Below are 15,625 nucleotides of genomic sequence, written 5' to 3'. Positions count from 1 at the left end.
GAAAGGGAGAAAAGTTTTGACACAAAAGTGGTGGAAAGAAGCAGTAGCATATCAGATTTATCCTAGAAGTTTCATGGATTCAAATGGAGATGGAATTGGGGATTTAAAAGGGATTATTACAAAATTAGATTATTTAAAAGAACTAGGTATTGATTGTATTTGGATTTGTCCAATGTATAAATCGCCAAATGATGATAATGGCTATGATATTAGTGACTATCAAGATATTATGGATGAGTTTGGAACGATGGAAGATTTTGATTTGCTTCTTTATGAAGTGCATCAACGAGGAATGAAATTAATTATCGATTTGGTTATTAATCATACAAGTGATGAACATAAGTGGTTTTTAGAATCACGTTCTTCCCTTAATAATCCAAAAAGAGATTGGTATATTTGGAGCGATGGTGTCGATGGAAAAGAGCCTAATAACTGGGAGAGCATATTTGGAGGCTCTGCATGGAAATTAGACGAGACAACGGGACAGTATTTTATGCATATTTTTTCTACGAGACAACCTGATTTAAATTGGGAAAATGAAGAAGTAAGAAAAGCGTTATACGACATGATTAATTGGTGGTTAGACAAAGGGATTGACGGATTCCGAATTGATGCTATTAGTCATATTAAAAAAGAAGCAGGATTTAAGGATATGGATAATCCTTTAGGGTTAGACTACGTTCCTTCCTTTGATAAACATATGAATGTAGAGGGAATTCAACCATTTTTAGAAGAATTAAAGAATGAAACATTTGCGAAGTACGACATTATGACAGTTGGAGAAGCAAATGGAGTAAAGGTTGAAGAAGCAGAGCTATGGGTTGGAGAAACTAAAGGGAAATTTAATATGGTTTTCCAATTTGAGCATTTGGATTTATGGGATAATGAAAAAAATTATGGCGTAGACGTCATGGAGCTAAAACAAGTTTTAAATAAATGGCAGAAAGGTTTAGAAAACAAAGGATGGAATGCTTTGTTTATCGAAAACCATGATAAAGCTAGATCTGTCTCCACATGGGGAAATGACAAGGAATATTGGAAAGAAAGTGCCAAGGCTTTAGGAATGATGTATTTCTTTATGCAGGGAACTCCATTCATTTATCAAGGACAAGAAATTGGCATGACGAATGTTCAATTTCCAACGATCGAGGAATATGATGATGTAGCAACGAAAAATCTTTATAAACTGAAACGTGAAGAAGGCGTCAGCCATAAAGATATAATGGAAATAATTTGGTCCACTAGCCGTGATAATTCCAGAACACCGATGCAATGGTCGAGTGAGGAATATGCCGGATTCTCTAAACACACACCTTGGATGGGAATCAATCCAAATTATTTAGATATAAATGTAGAAAGCCAAAAGAAAGATACGGATTCTATCTATCATTTTTATAAGAAAATGATTGAGTTGAAAAAATCAGGTCCAATTTTGACATATGGAACATTTGATTTAGTTGATGAAGATAATAAACAGGTTTTTGCTTATACTCGTACCTTGGATGATAAAAAGATGGTGATCATTACTAACCTATCAGCAGAAGAGGCAGTATTTGAAAATCGTGTCGTTGAGTTAGAGCATGAAAATTTACTGTTAGCGAACTATCCAGTAGAAGAACATGAGCCAACTACATCGATTTCCTTAAAACCATACGAAGCAAGATTATATATTTGCAAGTAATATTTAGTTTAATGGCAAAAGTGTATCTAAAAGTCAGATTAACTGGCATTTTAGATGCACTTTTTTGTGTGTTAAGTGAAATTAATCAGTAAATTAAGTGGGATTAAAGCATAATAGTGGAGATATCAGCTAAAAAAGAAATAAATCAGCCAACGCGAGCGAGATATCAGCCAAAAAGGAAATAAATCAGCCAACGCGAGCAGGAAATCAGCCAAAAAGGAAATAAATCAGCCAACGCGAACAGGATATCAGCCAAAAACCAAATAAATCAGCCAACGCGAACAGAATATCAGCCAAAAACCAAATAAATCAGCCAACGCGAATAGGATATCAGCCAAAAACCAAATAAATCAGCCAACACGAGCGAGATATCAGCCAAAAACCAAATAAATCAGCCAACGCGAGCGAGATATCAGCCAAAAACCAAATAAATCAGCCAACGCGAGCGAGATATCAGCCAAAAACCAAATAAATCAGCCAACGCGAACAGAATATCAGCCAAAAACCAAATAAATCAGCCAATGTGAACAGGATATCAGCCAAACTAACGAATCACTTTTCTAAACAAATTACCGACATCGTACAACGTGAGATGCAAATTAGTTCCTCTTTCTCATTCACTATTTTTATCTCGTAAACCATGCTAGATTTTCCTTGATGTATAACTGAAGCAGTTGCAGTCACAATACCTTCTTTTACCGACCGAATATGGTTTGCGTTTATTTCTTGCCCAAAGACTACTTGTTTTTGCCCATCAATGAGGCTTGCTGCTCCAACGCTAGCAGCTGTTTCTGCTAAAGCTACTGAAGCTCCGCCATGTAGGTATCCAAAGGGCTGTTTTGTTTTTTCATCAACTGGCATTGACGCAATACACACCCCATTTTTTTGAACTTCCACTATTTTGATTCCTAGGCTTTCCATAAGCGTATTTTTCATTGAAATGTTTGGAAACATAATCTTATTCTCCGTTCATTTTTTTCCTTATTATAGCATAGCCAATCTTTAAAGATAGGTGCTATTGCTACAACCATTTCCTTCGCTAAGAGATAAAGGAAAATCCTATCCATTCTTATCTTTTTGGAATGAAATTTTTTTGTTGACATAAAAATAGCAATAAAGTTAAAATGTTTAATAGTTAAACTCTTTAACTAAAAAGACAAGAGGTGACCGTTATTAATCGAACAGATATAGATCTAATCATCGACCGATATGTCAGTATAAATTTTTCGGTTAATCGTAAATTTGATCAGTTAATTAGGAAGGAAATAGGAGATGTTCTTACAACAGAACAGCATTTTACAATGCGTCATATAAACAATGTGGGAGTATGCACATCTTCAGAACTTTCGATCGTCTTCGGTGTGAAGAAAAGCGCCATTACCCCCATTATCAACCGCCTAGTTGAAAAGGGATGGGTAGAAAGAACAAGGGATGAAAAAGATAGACGTGTAATTTATTTAACTTTAACATCAGCAGGAAAAATAATTTTTGGCGAAATGGAGAAAAAAATCCAAAGTGTGATAGAATCTGTCATCTCAAAATTTGAGCATGTTGAAATCCAAAATTTCTTAGATACTTTTGCTAAATTAGATAGACTCATAGAAGAAACTAAGGAATAGAAGTTGGAGGGAATAAAGTGAATGCTATTTTAAAAGGAAAATGGTTTATTCTTGGAGCATGGATTATAGCGTTAGTCGGTTTATTTATCATAGCTCCAAATATGGGAGATCTAGTTAAGGAAAAAGGGCAGATTACGATACCTGATGAATATTCCTCTTCCGAAGCTGGAAAAATTCTAGATGAAATCCAGAACCAGAAAAATGTAGGAGAACAGTCAACGGTAGCACTAGTCTTTCATAATGAGAAGAAGTTGACTGATAAAGATATAGCGGAAGCGAAAAAAGCGGTTGAGGCATTAGAAGCTAATAAGGAAGAGTTAGGGATTACCGATATTCTTTCGTCATTTAAAGATGAAGATTTAAAAGATCAATTAGTTTCAGATGATGGAAAAACGATTCTAACTTCATTAACCATCAGTTGGAATGACCGAGAAGCAGATGAGGTAAGTGACGCATTATATAAAACGATTGAGAAATATGACGTAGATCACTATTATACGAGCAATTGGATGATCGATCAGGATTTAGTAAATAGTTCACAAGAAGGATTAAAGAAAACAGAAGGGATAACAGTTGTCTTTATTCTTGCAGTATTGTTAATTGTTTTTAGATCGGTAATTGCCCCATTCATTCCATTAATTACAGTAGGGCTTACGTACTTAGCATCCCAATCTATTGTGTCTATTCTAGTGGATCAATTCAATTTCCCGATTTCCACTTATACACAAATATTCTTAGTTGCTGTTCTCTTTGGGATAGGGACGGACTATTGTATTCTTTTATTAAGTAGATTTAAAGAGGAAATGATGCATAGAGAAAGTATTTGGGAGTCGGTAGTAGAAACGTATAAAAACGCAGGAAGAACAGTCTTTTTCAGTGGTGTTGCTGTAATGATTGGCTTTGCTGCTATTGGATTTTCGAAATTTGTGCTTTACCAATCTGCTTCTGCAGTAGCGGTTGGGGTAGCTATTTTATTAATTGCTTTATTTACAGTAGTGCCAATTTTCATGCTGCTATTAGGCAATAAATTATTCTGGCCATCAAAAGGGTCAGCAGAACATGGGGATAGCAAGATCTGGGAAATGGCAGGTAATTTCTCGTTAAAAAGACCGTTGCTATCCTTACTAGTTGTTGCGTGTATCTGTGTACCATTCCTAGTGACATATGATGGGGACCTTTCATTTAATTCTTTAGAAGAAATTAGTGATGATTATCCGTCTATTAAAGCATTTAATGCGATTGCTGACAGTTTTGGTCCAGGGGAATCGATGGCAACAACTGTTATCATTAAAAATGATGATGAATTAGACACGATTGAATATTTATCGTTAGCAGACTCGATTACGAATGAATTAGCTAAAGTAGATTTAGTCGATAAAGTTCGTTCTGTAACAAGACCAATGGGAGAATCGATTGAAGATCTTTATATTTCTAACCAAGCTAAGACATTGGAAGAAGGTTTGGGGCAAGGAAAAGAAGGAATTGATCAAATAAGTGATGGACTTCACAGTGCAGGAGATGAGCTGCAAAAGTCAGAACCACAGTTAAATGAAGCGGCTGATGGAATTAATGGACTCATTAAAGGAACAAATGATGTGAAATCTGGATTGGGAGAAATTCAAACCAATCTGGAGAAAATTGAACAAGGTATCCGCCAAGGCTCTGCGGGTTCTGATCAAATAAAAACGGGATTACAAGAAGCAAAATCAGGGGCAGAAGCATTATTAGCTGCACATAAAGATTTGCAGAATGGTTATAATCAGATGGAAACTAATCTTTCAACTATTCTAGGGGGATATGAGGAAATTAGTTTAGGTATAAAGAATTTTTCAGAAAAACTAAATCTAATTCAAAACAGTACCTTTGACATTTTAGAAAGTAATCATGCTGGATTAGCTAAGGATCCCGTATATAATGGTATAAAAGAAGGATACCTAGGAGCACAGCAGCAATTACCTGTAATTAGTGAAGGGATAGATAAATTGAATAAAGGATTAGCCGAATTACAAACTGGAATGAGTAAAGCAAATGCCGGCTATGCAGAAATCCTAAAAAATCAAAGCAATATTTCGACTGGATTACAGCAATTAATTGATGGTATCGACCAACAGCAAAAAGGGTTAGACCAATTAGCAGATGGTCAAGGTCAAATTGTTAGCAATATGCCTAATTTAACGAACGGATTAAGCAGTATTAATGATGGGCAAAAACAATTATTAGATGGATTTAGTGATATTGGCGGACAGCTTGGTCAATTAACAGATGGACTTACACAAAGTGCAGATGGATTAGATCAAGTTTCCGATGGGCTCGGTTCAGCAACTGATTATTTATCAGGTTTATCAAAGAATGAAACAAATAGTTTCTATATTCCAGAAGAAGTATTAACAAGTGATGAATTTAAAGGAGCATTAGATACGTATCTATCTCCAAATCGCAAAATCATGACGTTTGATGTGATATTTGCTGAAAATCCTTATTCAAATGAAGCAATCGATCAAATTGATACGATAAAGGATAGCGTCGATCGAGTGACAAAAGGAACGAAGTTAGAAAACGCAGCGATTGCTATTTCGGGAATTACAAGTACGAATGCCGATCTTCAGGCGATGTCAAATGCTGATTACACCAATACCGTTATTTGGATGATGATCGGAATTTCGATTGTACTAATCTTTTTATTCCGCTCCATCATTATGCCAGCTTATATTATTGGATCATTGATTTTAACTTTCTACACAGCGCTTGGAATAAATGAAGCTATTTATGTCAATATGCTTGGTTATACAGGAATCAGCTGGGCAGTCCCATTTTTTGGCTTTGTTATTCTAGTAGCTTTAGGGGTAGATTATAGCATTTTCCTTATGGATCGCTTTAATGAATATAAGGACTTAACGATAAAAGATGCAATGTTAGAAGCAATGAGGAAGATGGGAACTGTTATTATATCAGCAGCGATCATTTTAGGTGGAACATTCGCGGCGATGATGCCTTCGGGAATGCTCTCATTATTGCAAATAGCTAGTATTGTATTGGTTGGATTATTCTTATATGCATTTATCATTTTGCCATTGCTTATTCCTGTACTTGTAAAGAACTTCGGAGAAGCAAATTGGTGGCCATTTAAACGAGTAAAAGATTAATTAAGAAAGAGGAAGACCACTAGGTTATGAACCTTATGGTCTTCCTCTTTTTATTTGACTGTTTTCTAAAATGTTTTTTTAAAATGGAAAATAGCCTTTTATTGAAGCGTTAATGAATTGATTTTTCGCTGGAGTCATTTAATTTACTATGCTTATAACCATATGCAATATAAATAATTAAGCCGATAGCTAGCCAAATGACGAATCCTTTCCAAGTAAAGCTGCTTAATTGAAGCATTAAATAAACGCAGAAAATAACAGCTAGTGCCGGGATAAATGGTACGAAAGGTGTTTTAAATCCGCGTTGCAGGTCTGGTTGTGTATAACGTAATACAACGACACCGAGTGAAACCATTGTAAACGCAAATAATGTACCGATATTGGTTAGCTCTGCTAATCGATCAAGTGGCACAAAACCTGCAAATATCGCTACTAAAGCAGAGGTTATCCATGTGCTAACAATCGGAACTTGCGTTTTCTTACTAACCTTTTGCATAGATTTTGGAAGTAAACCGTCTCTACTAATAGCGTAGAAAAGGCGAGTTTGTCCAAACATCATTACCATTAGGACAGTCGTTATCCCGATAATGGCACCAAGAGAAACAAATCCGGCTACCCAATTTTGATTAATAAAGCTGAGCGCAAAGGCAACTGGATCCTTTACATTTAATTGATCATAAGGAACAATTCCCGTTAATATAAGGGAAACGATAATATAAAGTACCGTACATATCGTTAAAGCAGAAATAATCCCGATAGGAAGATTTCTTTGTGGATTTTTTACTTCTTCTGCGGCAGTGGAAACAGCATCAAAGCCGAAATAAGCGAAAACGACAACAGCAGCCCCTGTTGTAACACCAGAGAAACCATATGGTGTAAAAGGTACCCAGTTATCAGGCTTAACATACCAAACGCCAACAAATATAAATAGTAATACCACTGCAAGTTTAATAAATACCATAATGATATTCCATTTAGAGGATTCTTGAATTCCTCTCGATAATAAAAGAGTAATGATAAAGACGATAATAATGGCTGGGACATCGACAAATGTTCCGTTAGCTGGGTTAAAAGCGCTTGTCATAAAGGTAGGTAAGTGAATACCAAACCCTGATAATAGGCTTTGAAAATAACCGGACCAGCCACTTGCAACAGCTGCAGAAGCAAGTCCATATTCTAATACTAAATCCCATCCCAAAATCCAGGCGATGACTTCTCCAAATGCTACATAGCTATAGGTATAGGCACTACCGGACTGTGGAATCATTGAAGCAAACTCAGAATAGCATAAAGCAGCAAAAGTACAGGCAAGACCTGCTATTATAAATGAAAGAATAAGAGCAGGTCCCGCATATTTAGCGGCAGCAACACCTGTCAATACGAAGATACCAGTACCAACAATTGCACCGACCCCTAACATTGTTAAATCAAATGCTCCAAGAACACGATTTAGCGACGTGTTAGTGTTTGCAGTTACTGTCTTTTTTCTAAAGATATTCATGTAAACCTCCTGTTGAAAAAATATTGCGAAAGTTCCCTAAAAATGTCGACTGAATGAAAACGACTTTCCTATATTACTAATTATCGACTAAACTGTAAAGAAAGATTTTTCAAAAAAATAAAAAGTTCTATCATAAAACAGTATATTTTTGTTACAATTTCGTGAAAATGAAAGGATAATGTACAATGTTCCTAAAACACGCAAAGAGAAAGAAAGTAATAAAAAATTCAGTCGTTTTTTCTTGTTATTTTTCATTATTGGATTGATAATAAGTTATAAAGGAAAAAAAGAAAAATTTCCTCTTAGGTAGGTATTTTAAATCGTCAGGGGTCTTTAGCATGGAAACGGTGCTTCAATTTTTTCAGAAAAAAGGGATTAAAAGAATTTTTATTTTGTTTTTAATTGGTTTGTGCCTTTACTTTGTTCGGAGTATGATAAATCTGATTTTATTTACTTTTATTTTTTCTTACTTAATGGATAGACTTGTTCAGTTTTTTACAAGCAAGTTTGCCATAAAACGGACTATTGCTGTTATCTTGCTTTATTTTTCTGTTTTATCATTGCTTATATATGGGATTTCCACTTATCTGCCTGTTATCATTCAACAGATTTCGGTGTTAGTCATCCAAATGACAGATTTTTATATGCAGCCACATGAAAATGCTGTATTAAATTTTATCGTAAACACCTTAAATAATTTTAGCGTTACGACTTATTTGCATCAGGGCTTTACTTTTATTTTCAAGTATTTTACAAATATTTGGGGGAATTTACTTCAAGTATTTATGGCAATTGTATTAAGTCTTTTCTTTCTGTTGGAAAAAGAAAGACTACGGTTATTTGCTAAACGTTTCCATAGCAGTAAAATAGCATCGATATACTTTGAATGTAAGTATTTCAGCAAGAAATTTGTGGCTACTTTTGGAAAAGTAATAGAAGCACAATTTATTATCGCCATCATTAATTGTGTTTTAACAACAACTTCTTTATATTTTCTAGGCTTTCCTCAATTGTTTGGCTTAGGTATTATGATTTTCTTACTGGGGCTTATACCAGTGGCAGGCGTAATTATTTCTTTTATCCCGTTATGTATTATCGGATATACGGTCGGGGGAATAACACACGTCATTTCAGTGATTATTTTAATTATGGTTATCCATGCGATAGAAGCATATATACTAAACCCAAAATTAATGTCTTCCAAAACGGATTTGCCAGTATTTTTCACCTTTATTGTGCTAATTTTTTCTGAGCACTTTTTCGGCGTATGGGGCTTAATTGTAGGAATCCCTATTTTCATATTCTTGCTTGATCTATTAGAAGTAAAAAGTGATAAAACGCGATTAAAAAAGGGAGAAAGTATTTTACCCTAATCAAAAAGTCATCTCAAGTTTGAGATGACTTTTTGATTTAGGATTACATTATTAGTAAGGTTTTTAAAAGAACACGACCATGATAATAATAGCGATAATAATACGATAAATCGCAAATGGTGTTAATTTAATTCGATCAATTAGTTTTAAGAAGAATCGAATGGATATTAGCGCAAAAATAAACGCACTGATAAATCCAACAATAAAGAACGGAAGAGCCGCTGATGTGATATATTCCCAATTGTTTAATAAAGAAATAAAGCTAGCACCAGCCATGATCGGAACAGCCATGATAAAGGTAAAGTCTGCTGCAACACGGTGGCTTAGTCCCATCAAAACCCCACCAGAGATAGTGGAGCCAGATCTTGAAAACCCTGGCCACAAGGCAATACATTGAAATAATCCAATGAAAAATGCTTGTTTATTTGTAATTTGATCCAAAGAAGTAGTTGTCGGTTTTTTCTTCTTTTGCGTATAGTCTGCGAGAATCATCAAAATCGCTCCAACAATTAAAGCATATGCAACTGTTTCAAAATTAAATAAATGTTCATCTATGTAATCATCAAACAGTAGTCCTAATACACCTGCTGGGATTAACCCGATAAGAATTTGTACTAAGCTTAATTTATGTCCCGTTACTTTTTCACCATTAATCGTTTTTTTCAAACCAAGAATATTTAGGAAACGATCTTTGAAGATAATAACAACAGCTAAAATTGAACCTAGTTGGATAACAACCTTAAAGGTATTCGCTACTTCAGGTGAAAATATCTCTCCTGATTTCAACCACAAATCATCAACAAGTATCATGTGACCGGTCGACGATACCGGTGCAAATTCAGTCAAACCTTCTACTATGCCTAAAATAAAGGCAACTATTAATTCCCATAACTTATCCAAACTTTGTTCACTCCTATTTATCCATTAATTTAAAAATTATCTTCTTTTTAAAAGGCTGTTTTCGTAAAGTTTGTTGCAATTACCCGCAGCTCCATTTTTCCAACTAATTGTTTTTTCCTATTGAAAAAACAACACTCCTTTAGAATACAGCTTTTTAAAACATACGCTTATCTATCATATCAAATATTTAGCAAAAGCTGAACGCTAAATAGTTGATTTTCCAGTTTGAAAAAATACATAAAGTATAACGCATAAATAGATAAGTAAGTTTCACCATTTTAATGAAACTATTTCATTGTCTAAACTCTGCTGATGGAATAAAGGAGATATACTATAAAGGTAGAACTGATAGAGAGGAAGATAACATATGGCTCGAAAAGGAGTTTTATCTCTTGGCGATGCATTTATCGATCATGTTTCACGATCGAGTGATAATAATCGTTTTGAAAGAAAATTAGGTGGAGCTTCTGTAAATGTTGCTGTACATATAAGTAGATTTGCAATTCCGAGTTTTTATATGACGAAGCTAGGGGAAAGAGAAGATAGTCAATTTGTAGAAGCAGAGATGATAAAAGAAAAAATATATTTGGATGATAGTGTTCGTACACCAACAAAGCAAATATCGAAAGTATATGTTCATCTAGATACTTCAGGGGAAAGATATTTTCATAAATATGAAAATGAAACTCCTGATGAAGTTGTATTCGAAACAGATATTAAAGAATCAGCTTTTGAAAACAAAGCCATTTTTTATTTTGGGTCAGGTACACTTTTTCATCCAAGAGCGAGGGCTGCGACAAAAAAGGCAATAGGCATTGCAAAGGAAAAAGGATTAATCATTGCTTTTGATGCAAATATTCGCATCAAAAGGTGGAATAGTGAAGAAGAATGCAGACAAGTGATTATGGAATTTTCGTCTTTTGTTGATGTCCTAAAATTATCAAAAGAAGAACTCTGCTTTCTTTTAGAGGTAAGTTCAGTGAAGGAAGGATTGGCAAATTTGGAGAGAATCCAGATACCATTCAAACTAATCACCTTAGGCGAAAAGGGTGCCGTTGGCCAATTGTATGAGCAAAAAGTATATATACCTGGTGAGGTGGTAAGTACAATAGATACTAATGGTTCCGGCGATGCGTTTATGGCAACAATTTTAGCTTGTATTTATGAAAAGGGCTTTCCTACTTCTGAAGAAGAGCTGAAGAATTATATAGTTCGTGCAAACAAGCTGGGAGCAATGGTAGCAACTAAAGCTGGTTCCTTACCTAAACTTCCTGATTATCAGACTATTACTAAGCAGAGTTGATTAAGGGCCAGACTATAGAGATTAACTGGAGTTCGAGGATTTAGATATCCTTTTGTGACGCAAAACGAGCAAGGTAATCCTGAACACTTGTTAACAAAAGGTGGATTCGACACAGAATTATTTAAAAGCTAATTGACAAATGGAAATATATAACCAAAAGCATACTTTCTTAGAAGGAAGAATCATCTGAATGGCAGAATTCTAAGGGAAGTATGCTTTTTTGTAACCTTTTTAAGTCTAAAGACGTAGATAAAAATAATCCAAGAGTTTGTTACAAGTTTTGGCTAATCTTTATATGATAGAAAAGAGGAAAGTAAGAAGAACACAAGTGAGTGATTAGTAATTTTAAATGAAAGAAGGGAATGTTTGTGTGACTAGTAAAAAAGTATATATCATATTAACGGATACGGGCACTTTATTCACTCGCTGCATTAAATTATTCACAAGAAAGCCTCATAATCATGCATCTATTTCCTTTGATCCGCAATTAAATGAGGTCTATAGTTTTGGAAGAAGGAAGCCCAGCAATCCTTTCATCGGTGGATTTGTGAAAGAAAACGTAAAGCATGATTTTTTTCGAAATAGCCGTTGTATTATTTATTCCATTTCCGTGACAGAAGCTCAATATGAAAAAATGAAGAATAAAATTGAACAGATGGAGATAGAACAAAGAAATTATCGTTATAATTTACTGGGACTTTTATTTATTTTGTTTAAAATCCAGTATAATCGAAAGAATGCTTATTTTTGTTCTCAGTTTGTTGCATCAATTTTGCATGATAGTGGGGTATTACTTTTTAATAAACCACCATGTTTGATTACTCCGTATGATTTATTAGACGAATACAAAATGGAAAGAGTTTACGAAGGAAAATTACATCTCTATCCACTTGTGTTTAGAAAAACAGCAGCGTAAAGCAATTATTATCATTATTTTTTTGATTCTTATAAAATTGGAAAAAAGTGACCGTTTAAAAGGTCGCTTTTTTTTGGTATGAAATGGATATATCAACCATGGTTAATGTCAGAACTTTTGGTGAAAATAAAAAGGAGAATGAAAGCTTTGACAAAAGGTATTCCCATATAATATGATAGCAATTGCTGACAAGTCTTATCGGAATTAGGAGGAATAATATGAAAAAATTAAGTATATTATTAAGTATATTATTGAGTCTTACCATTGTTTTAGCAGCTTGTGGTAGTAAATCAGATAATCAATCAAATGATTCTGCAGATAAAAATGCTGATAATAACACAGATTTATTAGCACAAATTAAAGAAAATGGAAAATTAGTAGTTGGTACGGAAGGTACATATCCTCCCTTCACTTTTCATGATAATTCAGGAACGTTGACTGGTTTTGATGTGGAAATTGCACAAGAGGTTGCGAAACGTTTAGGTGTCGAAGCTGAATTTAAAGAAACGCAATGGGATGCAATGTTTGCTGGTCTTGATGCAAAGCGATTCGATATGATTGCAAACCAAGTAGGGATAAATGATGAAAGAAAAGCGAAATATGCTTTCTCTGATCCATATATTTCTTCTGCTGCTGTTCTTATTACGAGAGAAGATTCAGATGTGAAAAGCTTTAAAGATATTAAAGGATTGAAGTCAGCACAGTCATTAACAAGTAATTACGCAGAAATAGCAAAAACTAACGGGGCAGAGTTAGTGGGGGTAGATGGATTTAATCAAGCGATTGAACTATTGAACTCTAAACGAGTAGATGTAACAATTAATGATAAATTGTCTTTCTTAGATTTTAAAAAGCAAAAGCCAGATACAAAAGTTGTGATTGCTGATACTGCTGATGATGTAGCTCAAAGTGGTTTAATGTTTAGACAAGGAAATGATACGTTAGTAGAAGCGGTAAATAAAGCGTTACAAGAAATGATTGACGATGGTACGTATAAATCAATATCTGAGAAATGGTTCGGAGAAGATGTACTTAAATAATATCTTCACAGACCCAGAAGCATTTCAGCGATATTATGATATTGCAGTTAGTTCCCTTCTCCCTTTGGTGAAGGGGGCTATTTTATATACGATACCACTATCGATTATTTCCTTTATTATTGGGCTAATTTTAGCTGTTCTAACCGCTTTAGCTAGATTATCAAGTATTAAAATTTTGCAAATTATTGCTGGCATTTATGTTTCCATCATTCGTGGAACACCTTTACTTGTTCAGTTATTCATTATTTTTTATGGGCTGCCGAATGTTGGTATTACCCTTGAACCGTTTGTAGCAGCAATTATAGGTTTTTCCTTAAGTGTAGGAGCGTATGGATCAGAAATAGTGAGAGGCTCCATTTTAAGCATTCCTAATGGTCAATGGGAGGCTGGTTATTCCATCGGAATGAGCTATGTTCAAAATTTAAAGCGAATTATTTTGCCACAGGCCGCTCGCGTTTCGATTCCTCCATTGTCGAATACATTTATAAGTTTAATCAAAGATTCGTCTTTAGCAGCCTTAATTCTGGTGACAGAAATGTTTCGAAAAGCACAAGAAATTGCAAGCACTAATTATGAATTTCTACTGTTATATTCAGAGGTTGCCTTCTTGTATTGGCTCATTTGTTTCCCTCTTTCTATTATTCAGCAGGGACTGGAAAATCGATTCGGACGTCATTTAAGTAAGTAAAAGGGAACTTCCATTGTCCAGAAAGATAAACGACATAGAAAGGAGTGTACAGTATGATTTCGATCAAGGGGTTGTCTAAACATTTTGGTGATTTACAAGTACTAAAGGACATTAATCTTGAAGTGGAAAAAGGGAAAGTAATCGTTGTTATCGGACCGTCTGGTTCGGGAAAAACGACGATGCTTCGTTGCTTAAACATTTTGGAAACGCCAACGACTGGTCATATTACGATTGAAAATAAACAATTGGATTTTTCGAAAAAAGTAACGAAGAAAGCTGTCACAGATTTTCGGAAATTAACCGGTATGGTTTTTCAAAGCTATAATCTTTTCCCACATAAAACAGCAATTGAAAATGTGATGGAAGGTCCAATCACAGTGAAAAAGCAATCAAAGGAAAAGGCGAGAAGTATCGCGGCTGACTTATTGAATAAAGTGGGACTCGGTGACAAAATCGATTACTACCCATTTCAATTATCAGGGGGCCAGCAACAGCGTGTTGGCATTGCGAGAGCACTTGCAATGGACCCAGAAGTAATGTTGTTTGATGAACCAACTTCTGCCCTGGACCCAGAGCTTGTTGGCGAAGTATTAAAAGTAATAAAACAACTTGCTAATGAGGGCATGACAATGATTATCGTTACACATGAGATGAAATTTGCACGAGAAGTTGCAGATGAAGTAATTTTTATGGATGGTGGATATATTGTGGAAAAAGGAAATCCACAGGCTATCTTTTCTGCACCTAAAGAAGCAAGAACGCAGCAATTTCTACAATTAATTCAATAAAAAAAGAGTTGTTAAGGAATCTCGGTAAGGAGATTTGTTTCCGTAACAACTCTAAAACAAAAGGGGGAATTACACTTTGTAGTATCATTGTGGACCCCTTTTTCTTTTTTTATACATAACTTGATTATTTTTTTTGAAGGCTGTTTTAAAGGATTGTTGTTTTTTCAATAAGAAAAAGAATTAGTTGGAAAAATGGAGCAGCCGGAATACACGAAGACGCCACCGGAATTAGCGAGACAGCTTGAGACCCCCACGGAAAGCGAAGTGTATTCTGACTGCCGGTAATCACGACAAACTTTACGAAAACAGCCTTTTTGAAAAAAGTAAATTATTGTTCATCGTGAATTTTCTTATGTATGACCTCCTCTTCTAATAAACTGAAGAAAGCTACGATTACTCCTGAAATCAAGGAAGCAATGGTGTAAACCGACAAACCAGTCATGGCATAGAAAAGAAACGTTGTGAAGATGGTCAATAGACAGCAATAGATGATGGAGTTTACATATAAGGTATTTTTCATTTTGAACCTTCTTTCCGCTATTCATATATTTTAATATATGTAGAGAATAGGAAATATACTACCGCGAAAGGATGATTGCCCTTTTTTATAGATAAAGGGGGATAAGCCCTCACTGTTTTTGCAAAAAAGCATATCTAATAAGTATAAAGAATA

13 protein-coding genes are annotated in these 15,625 nt (G+C 34.7%); 9 read left to right on the top strand and 4 right to left on the bottom strand.

Annotation, left to right across the window (positions count from 1 at the left end; translation table 11 throughout):
• Positions 1–16: 16 nt before the first annotated feature.
• On the top strand, positions 17–1,681 hold the full coding sequence (locus tag HHU08_RS18885) for a glycoside hydrolase family 13 protein (RefSeq protein ID WP_101729237.1): 1,665 nt from the start codon (positions 17–19) through the stop codon (positions 1,679–1,681).
• A gap of 552 nt (positions 1,682–2,233) precedes the next feature.
• Here the strand turns inward: HHU08_RS18885 and HHU08_RS18880 are convergent.
• On the bottom strand, positions 2,234–2,635 hold the full coding sequence (locus tag HHU08_RS18880; RefSeq protein WP_016202468.1) for a hotdog fold thioesterase: 402 nt from the start codon (positions 2,633–2,635) through the stop codon (positions 2,234–2,236).
• Positions 2,636–2,844: 209 nt separating this feature from the next.
• On the opposite strand from HHU08_RS18880, the gene HHU08_RS18875 reads away from it, so the two are divergent.
• Positions 2,845–3,300 carry a MarR family winged helix-turn-helix transcriptional regulator gene (locus HHU08_RS18875; protein WP_016202467.1) on the top strand — a complete coding sequence of 152 codons (456 nt, stop codon included), beginning with the start codon at positions 2,845–2,847 and terminating at the stop codon, positions 3,298–3,300.
• A 17-nt stretch (positions 3,301–3,317) separates the two neighbouring features.
• The gene (locus HHU08_RS18870) at positions 3,318–6,443 is read left to right on the top strand and encodes an MMPL family transporter (RefSeq protein WP_169189037.1); all 3,126 of its coding nucleotides are present in this window, start codon (positions 3,318–3,320) and stop codon (positions 6,441–6,443) included.
• 109 nt (positions 6,444–6,552) lie between these two features.
• On the opposite strand, the gene HHU08_RS18865 is transcribed toward HHU08_RS18870, so the two are convergent.
• Complete coding sequence (locus HHU08_RS18865) at positions 6,553–7,944, bottom strand: amino acid permease (protein WP_016202465.1); 1,392 nt, start codon at positions 7,942–7,944, stop codon at positions 6,553–6,555.
• 338 nt (positions 7,945–8,282) lie between these two features.
• Between HHU08_RS18865 and HHU08_RS18860 the strand changes: the two genes are divergently transcribed.
• Positions 8,283–9,317: an AI-2E family transporter gene (locus HHU08_RS18860; protein WP_169189036.1), complete on the top strand. Its 1,035-nt coding sequence runs from the start codon at positions 8,283–8,285 to the stop codon at positions 9,315–9,317.
• A 63-nt stretch (positions 9,318–9,380) separates the two neighbouring features.
• Here HHU08_RS18860 and HHU08_RS18855 read toward each other — a convergent pair whose 3' ends face one another.
• On the bottom strand, positions 9,381–10,217 hold the full coding sequence (locus HHU08_RS18855; protein ID WP_016202463.1) for an undecaprenyl-diphosphate phosphatase: 837 nt from the start codon (positions 10,215–10,217) through the stop codon (positions 9,381–9,383).
• A 367-nt stretch (positions 10,218–10,584) separates the two neighbouring features.
• Between HHU08_RS18855 and HHU08_RS18850 the strand changes: the two genes are divergently transcribed.
• The 5 genes from HHU08_RS18850 to HHU08_RS18830 all read left to right on the top strand — a co-directional run bounded on the left by HHU08_RS18850 (position 10,585) and on the right by HHU08_RS18830 (position 14,952).
• A complete protein-coding gene (locus HHU08_RS18850; RefSeq protein WP_169189035.1) occupies positions 10,585–11,520 on the top strand; it encodes a carbohydrate kinase family protein in 936 nt (311 codons plus the stop codon).
• A gap of 370 nt (positions 11,521–11,890) precedes the next feature.
• A complete protein-coding gene (locus HHU08_RS18845) occupies positions 11,891–12,436 on the top strand; it encodes a hypothetical protein (RefSeq protein WP_169189713.1) in 546 nt (181 codons plus the stop codon).
• 218 nt (positions 12,437–12,654) lie between these two features.
• Positions 12,655–13,476, top strand: coding sequence for an amino acid ABC transporter substrate-binding protein (locus tag HHU08_RS18840; RefSeq protein ID WP_016202459.1), 822 nt, complete (start codon positions 12,655–12,657; stop codon positions 13,474–13,476).
• On the top strand, positions 13,463–14,164 hold the full coding sequence (locus tag HHU08_RS18835; RefSeq protein WP_101729232.1) for an amino acid ABC transporter permease: 702 nt from the start codon (positions 13,463–13,465) through the stop codon (positions 14,162–14,164). Before HHU08_RS18840 ends, HHU08_RS18835 begins: the two co-directional genes overlap by 14 nt.
• A gap of 53 nt (positions 14,165–14,217) precedes the next feature.
• A complete protein-coding gene (locus HHU08_RS18830; protein WP_016202457.1) occupies positions 14,218–14,952 on the top strand; it encodes an amino acid ABC transporter ATP-binding protein in 735 nt (244 codons plus the stop codon).
• Between the two features lie 328 nt (positions 14,953–15,280).
• Here the strand turns inward: HHU08_RS18830 and HHU08_RS18825 are convergent, their stop codons facing one another.
• Positions 15,281–15,472, bottom strand: coding sequence for a hypothetical protein (locus tag HHU08_RS18825; protein ID WP_040343056.1), 192 nt, complete (start codon positions 15,470–15,472; stop codon positions 15,281–15,283).
• Positions 15,473–15,625: the final 153 nt, after the last annotated feature.

The organism is Niallia alba (assembly GCF_012933555.1).
Lineage (GTDB): Bacteria > Bacillota > Bacilli > Bacillales > Cytobacillaceae > Niallia > Niallia alba.
This window is presented reverse-complemented; position numbering and strand designations above follow the sequence as displayed.

Excerpts from the sequence above, each read along its gene's own strand:
- HHU08_RS18880 (WP_016202468.1), bottom strand. The coding sequence starts at position 2,635 with ATGTTTCCAAACATTTCAATGAAAAATACGCTTATGGAAAGCCTAGGA.
- HHU08_RS18865 (WP_016202465.1), bottom strand. The coding sequence starts at position 7,944 with ATGAATATCTTTAGAAAAAAGACAGTAACTGCAAACACTAACACGTCG.
- HHU08_RS18860 (WP_169189036.1), top strand. The coding sequence starts at position 8,283 with ATGGAAACGGTGCTTCAATTTTTTCAGAAAAAAGGGATTAAAAGAATT.
- HHU08_RS18850 (WP_169189035.1), top strand. The coding sequence starts at position 10,585 with ATGGCTCGAAAAGGAGTTTTATCTCTTGGCGATGCATTTATCGATCAT.
- HHU08_RS18840 (WP_016202459.1), top strand. The coding sequence starts at position 12,655 with ATGAAAAAATTAAGTATATTATTAAGTATATTATTGAGTCTTACCATT.
- HHU08_RS18835 (WP_101729232.1), top strand. The coding sequence starts at position 13,463 with ATGTACTTAAATAATATCTTCACAGACCCAGAAGCATTTCAGCGATAT.
- HHU08_RS18830 (WP_016202457.1), top strand. The coding sequence starts at position 14,218 with ATGATTTCGATCAAGGGGTTGTCTAAACATTTTGGTGATTTACAAGTA.
- HHU08_RS18825 (WP_040343056.1), bottom strand. The coding sequence starts at position 15,472 with ATGAAAAATACCTTATATGTAAACTCCATCATCTATTGCTGTCTATTG.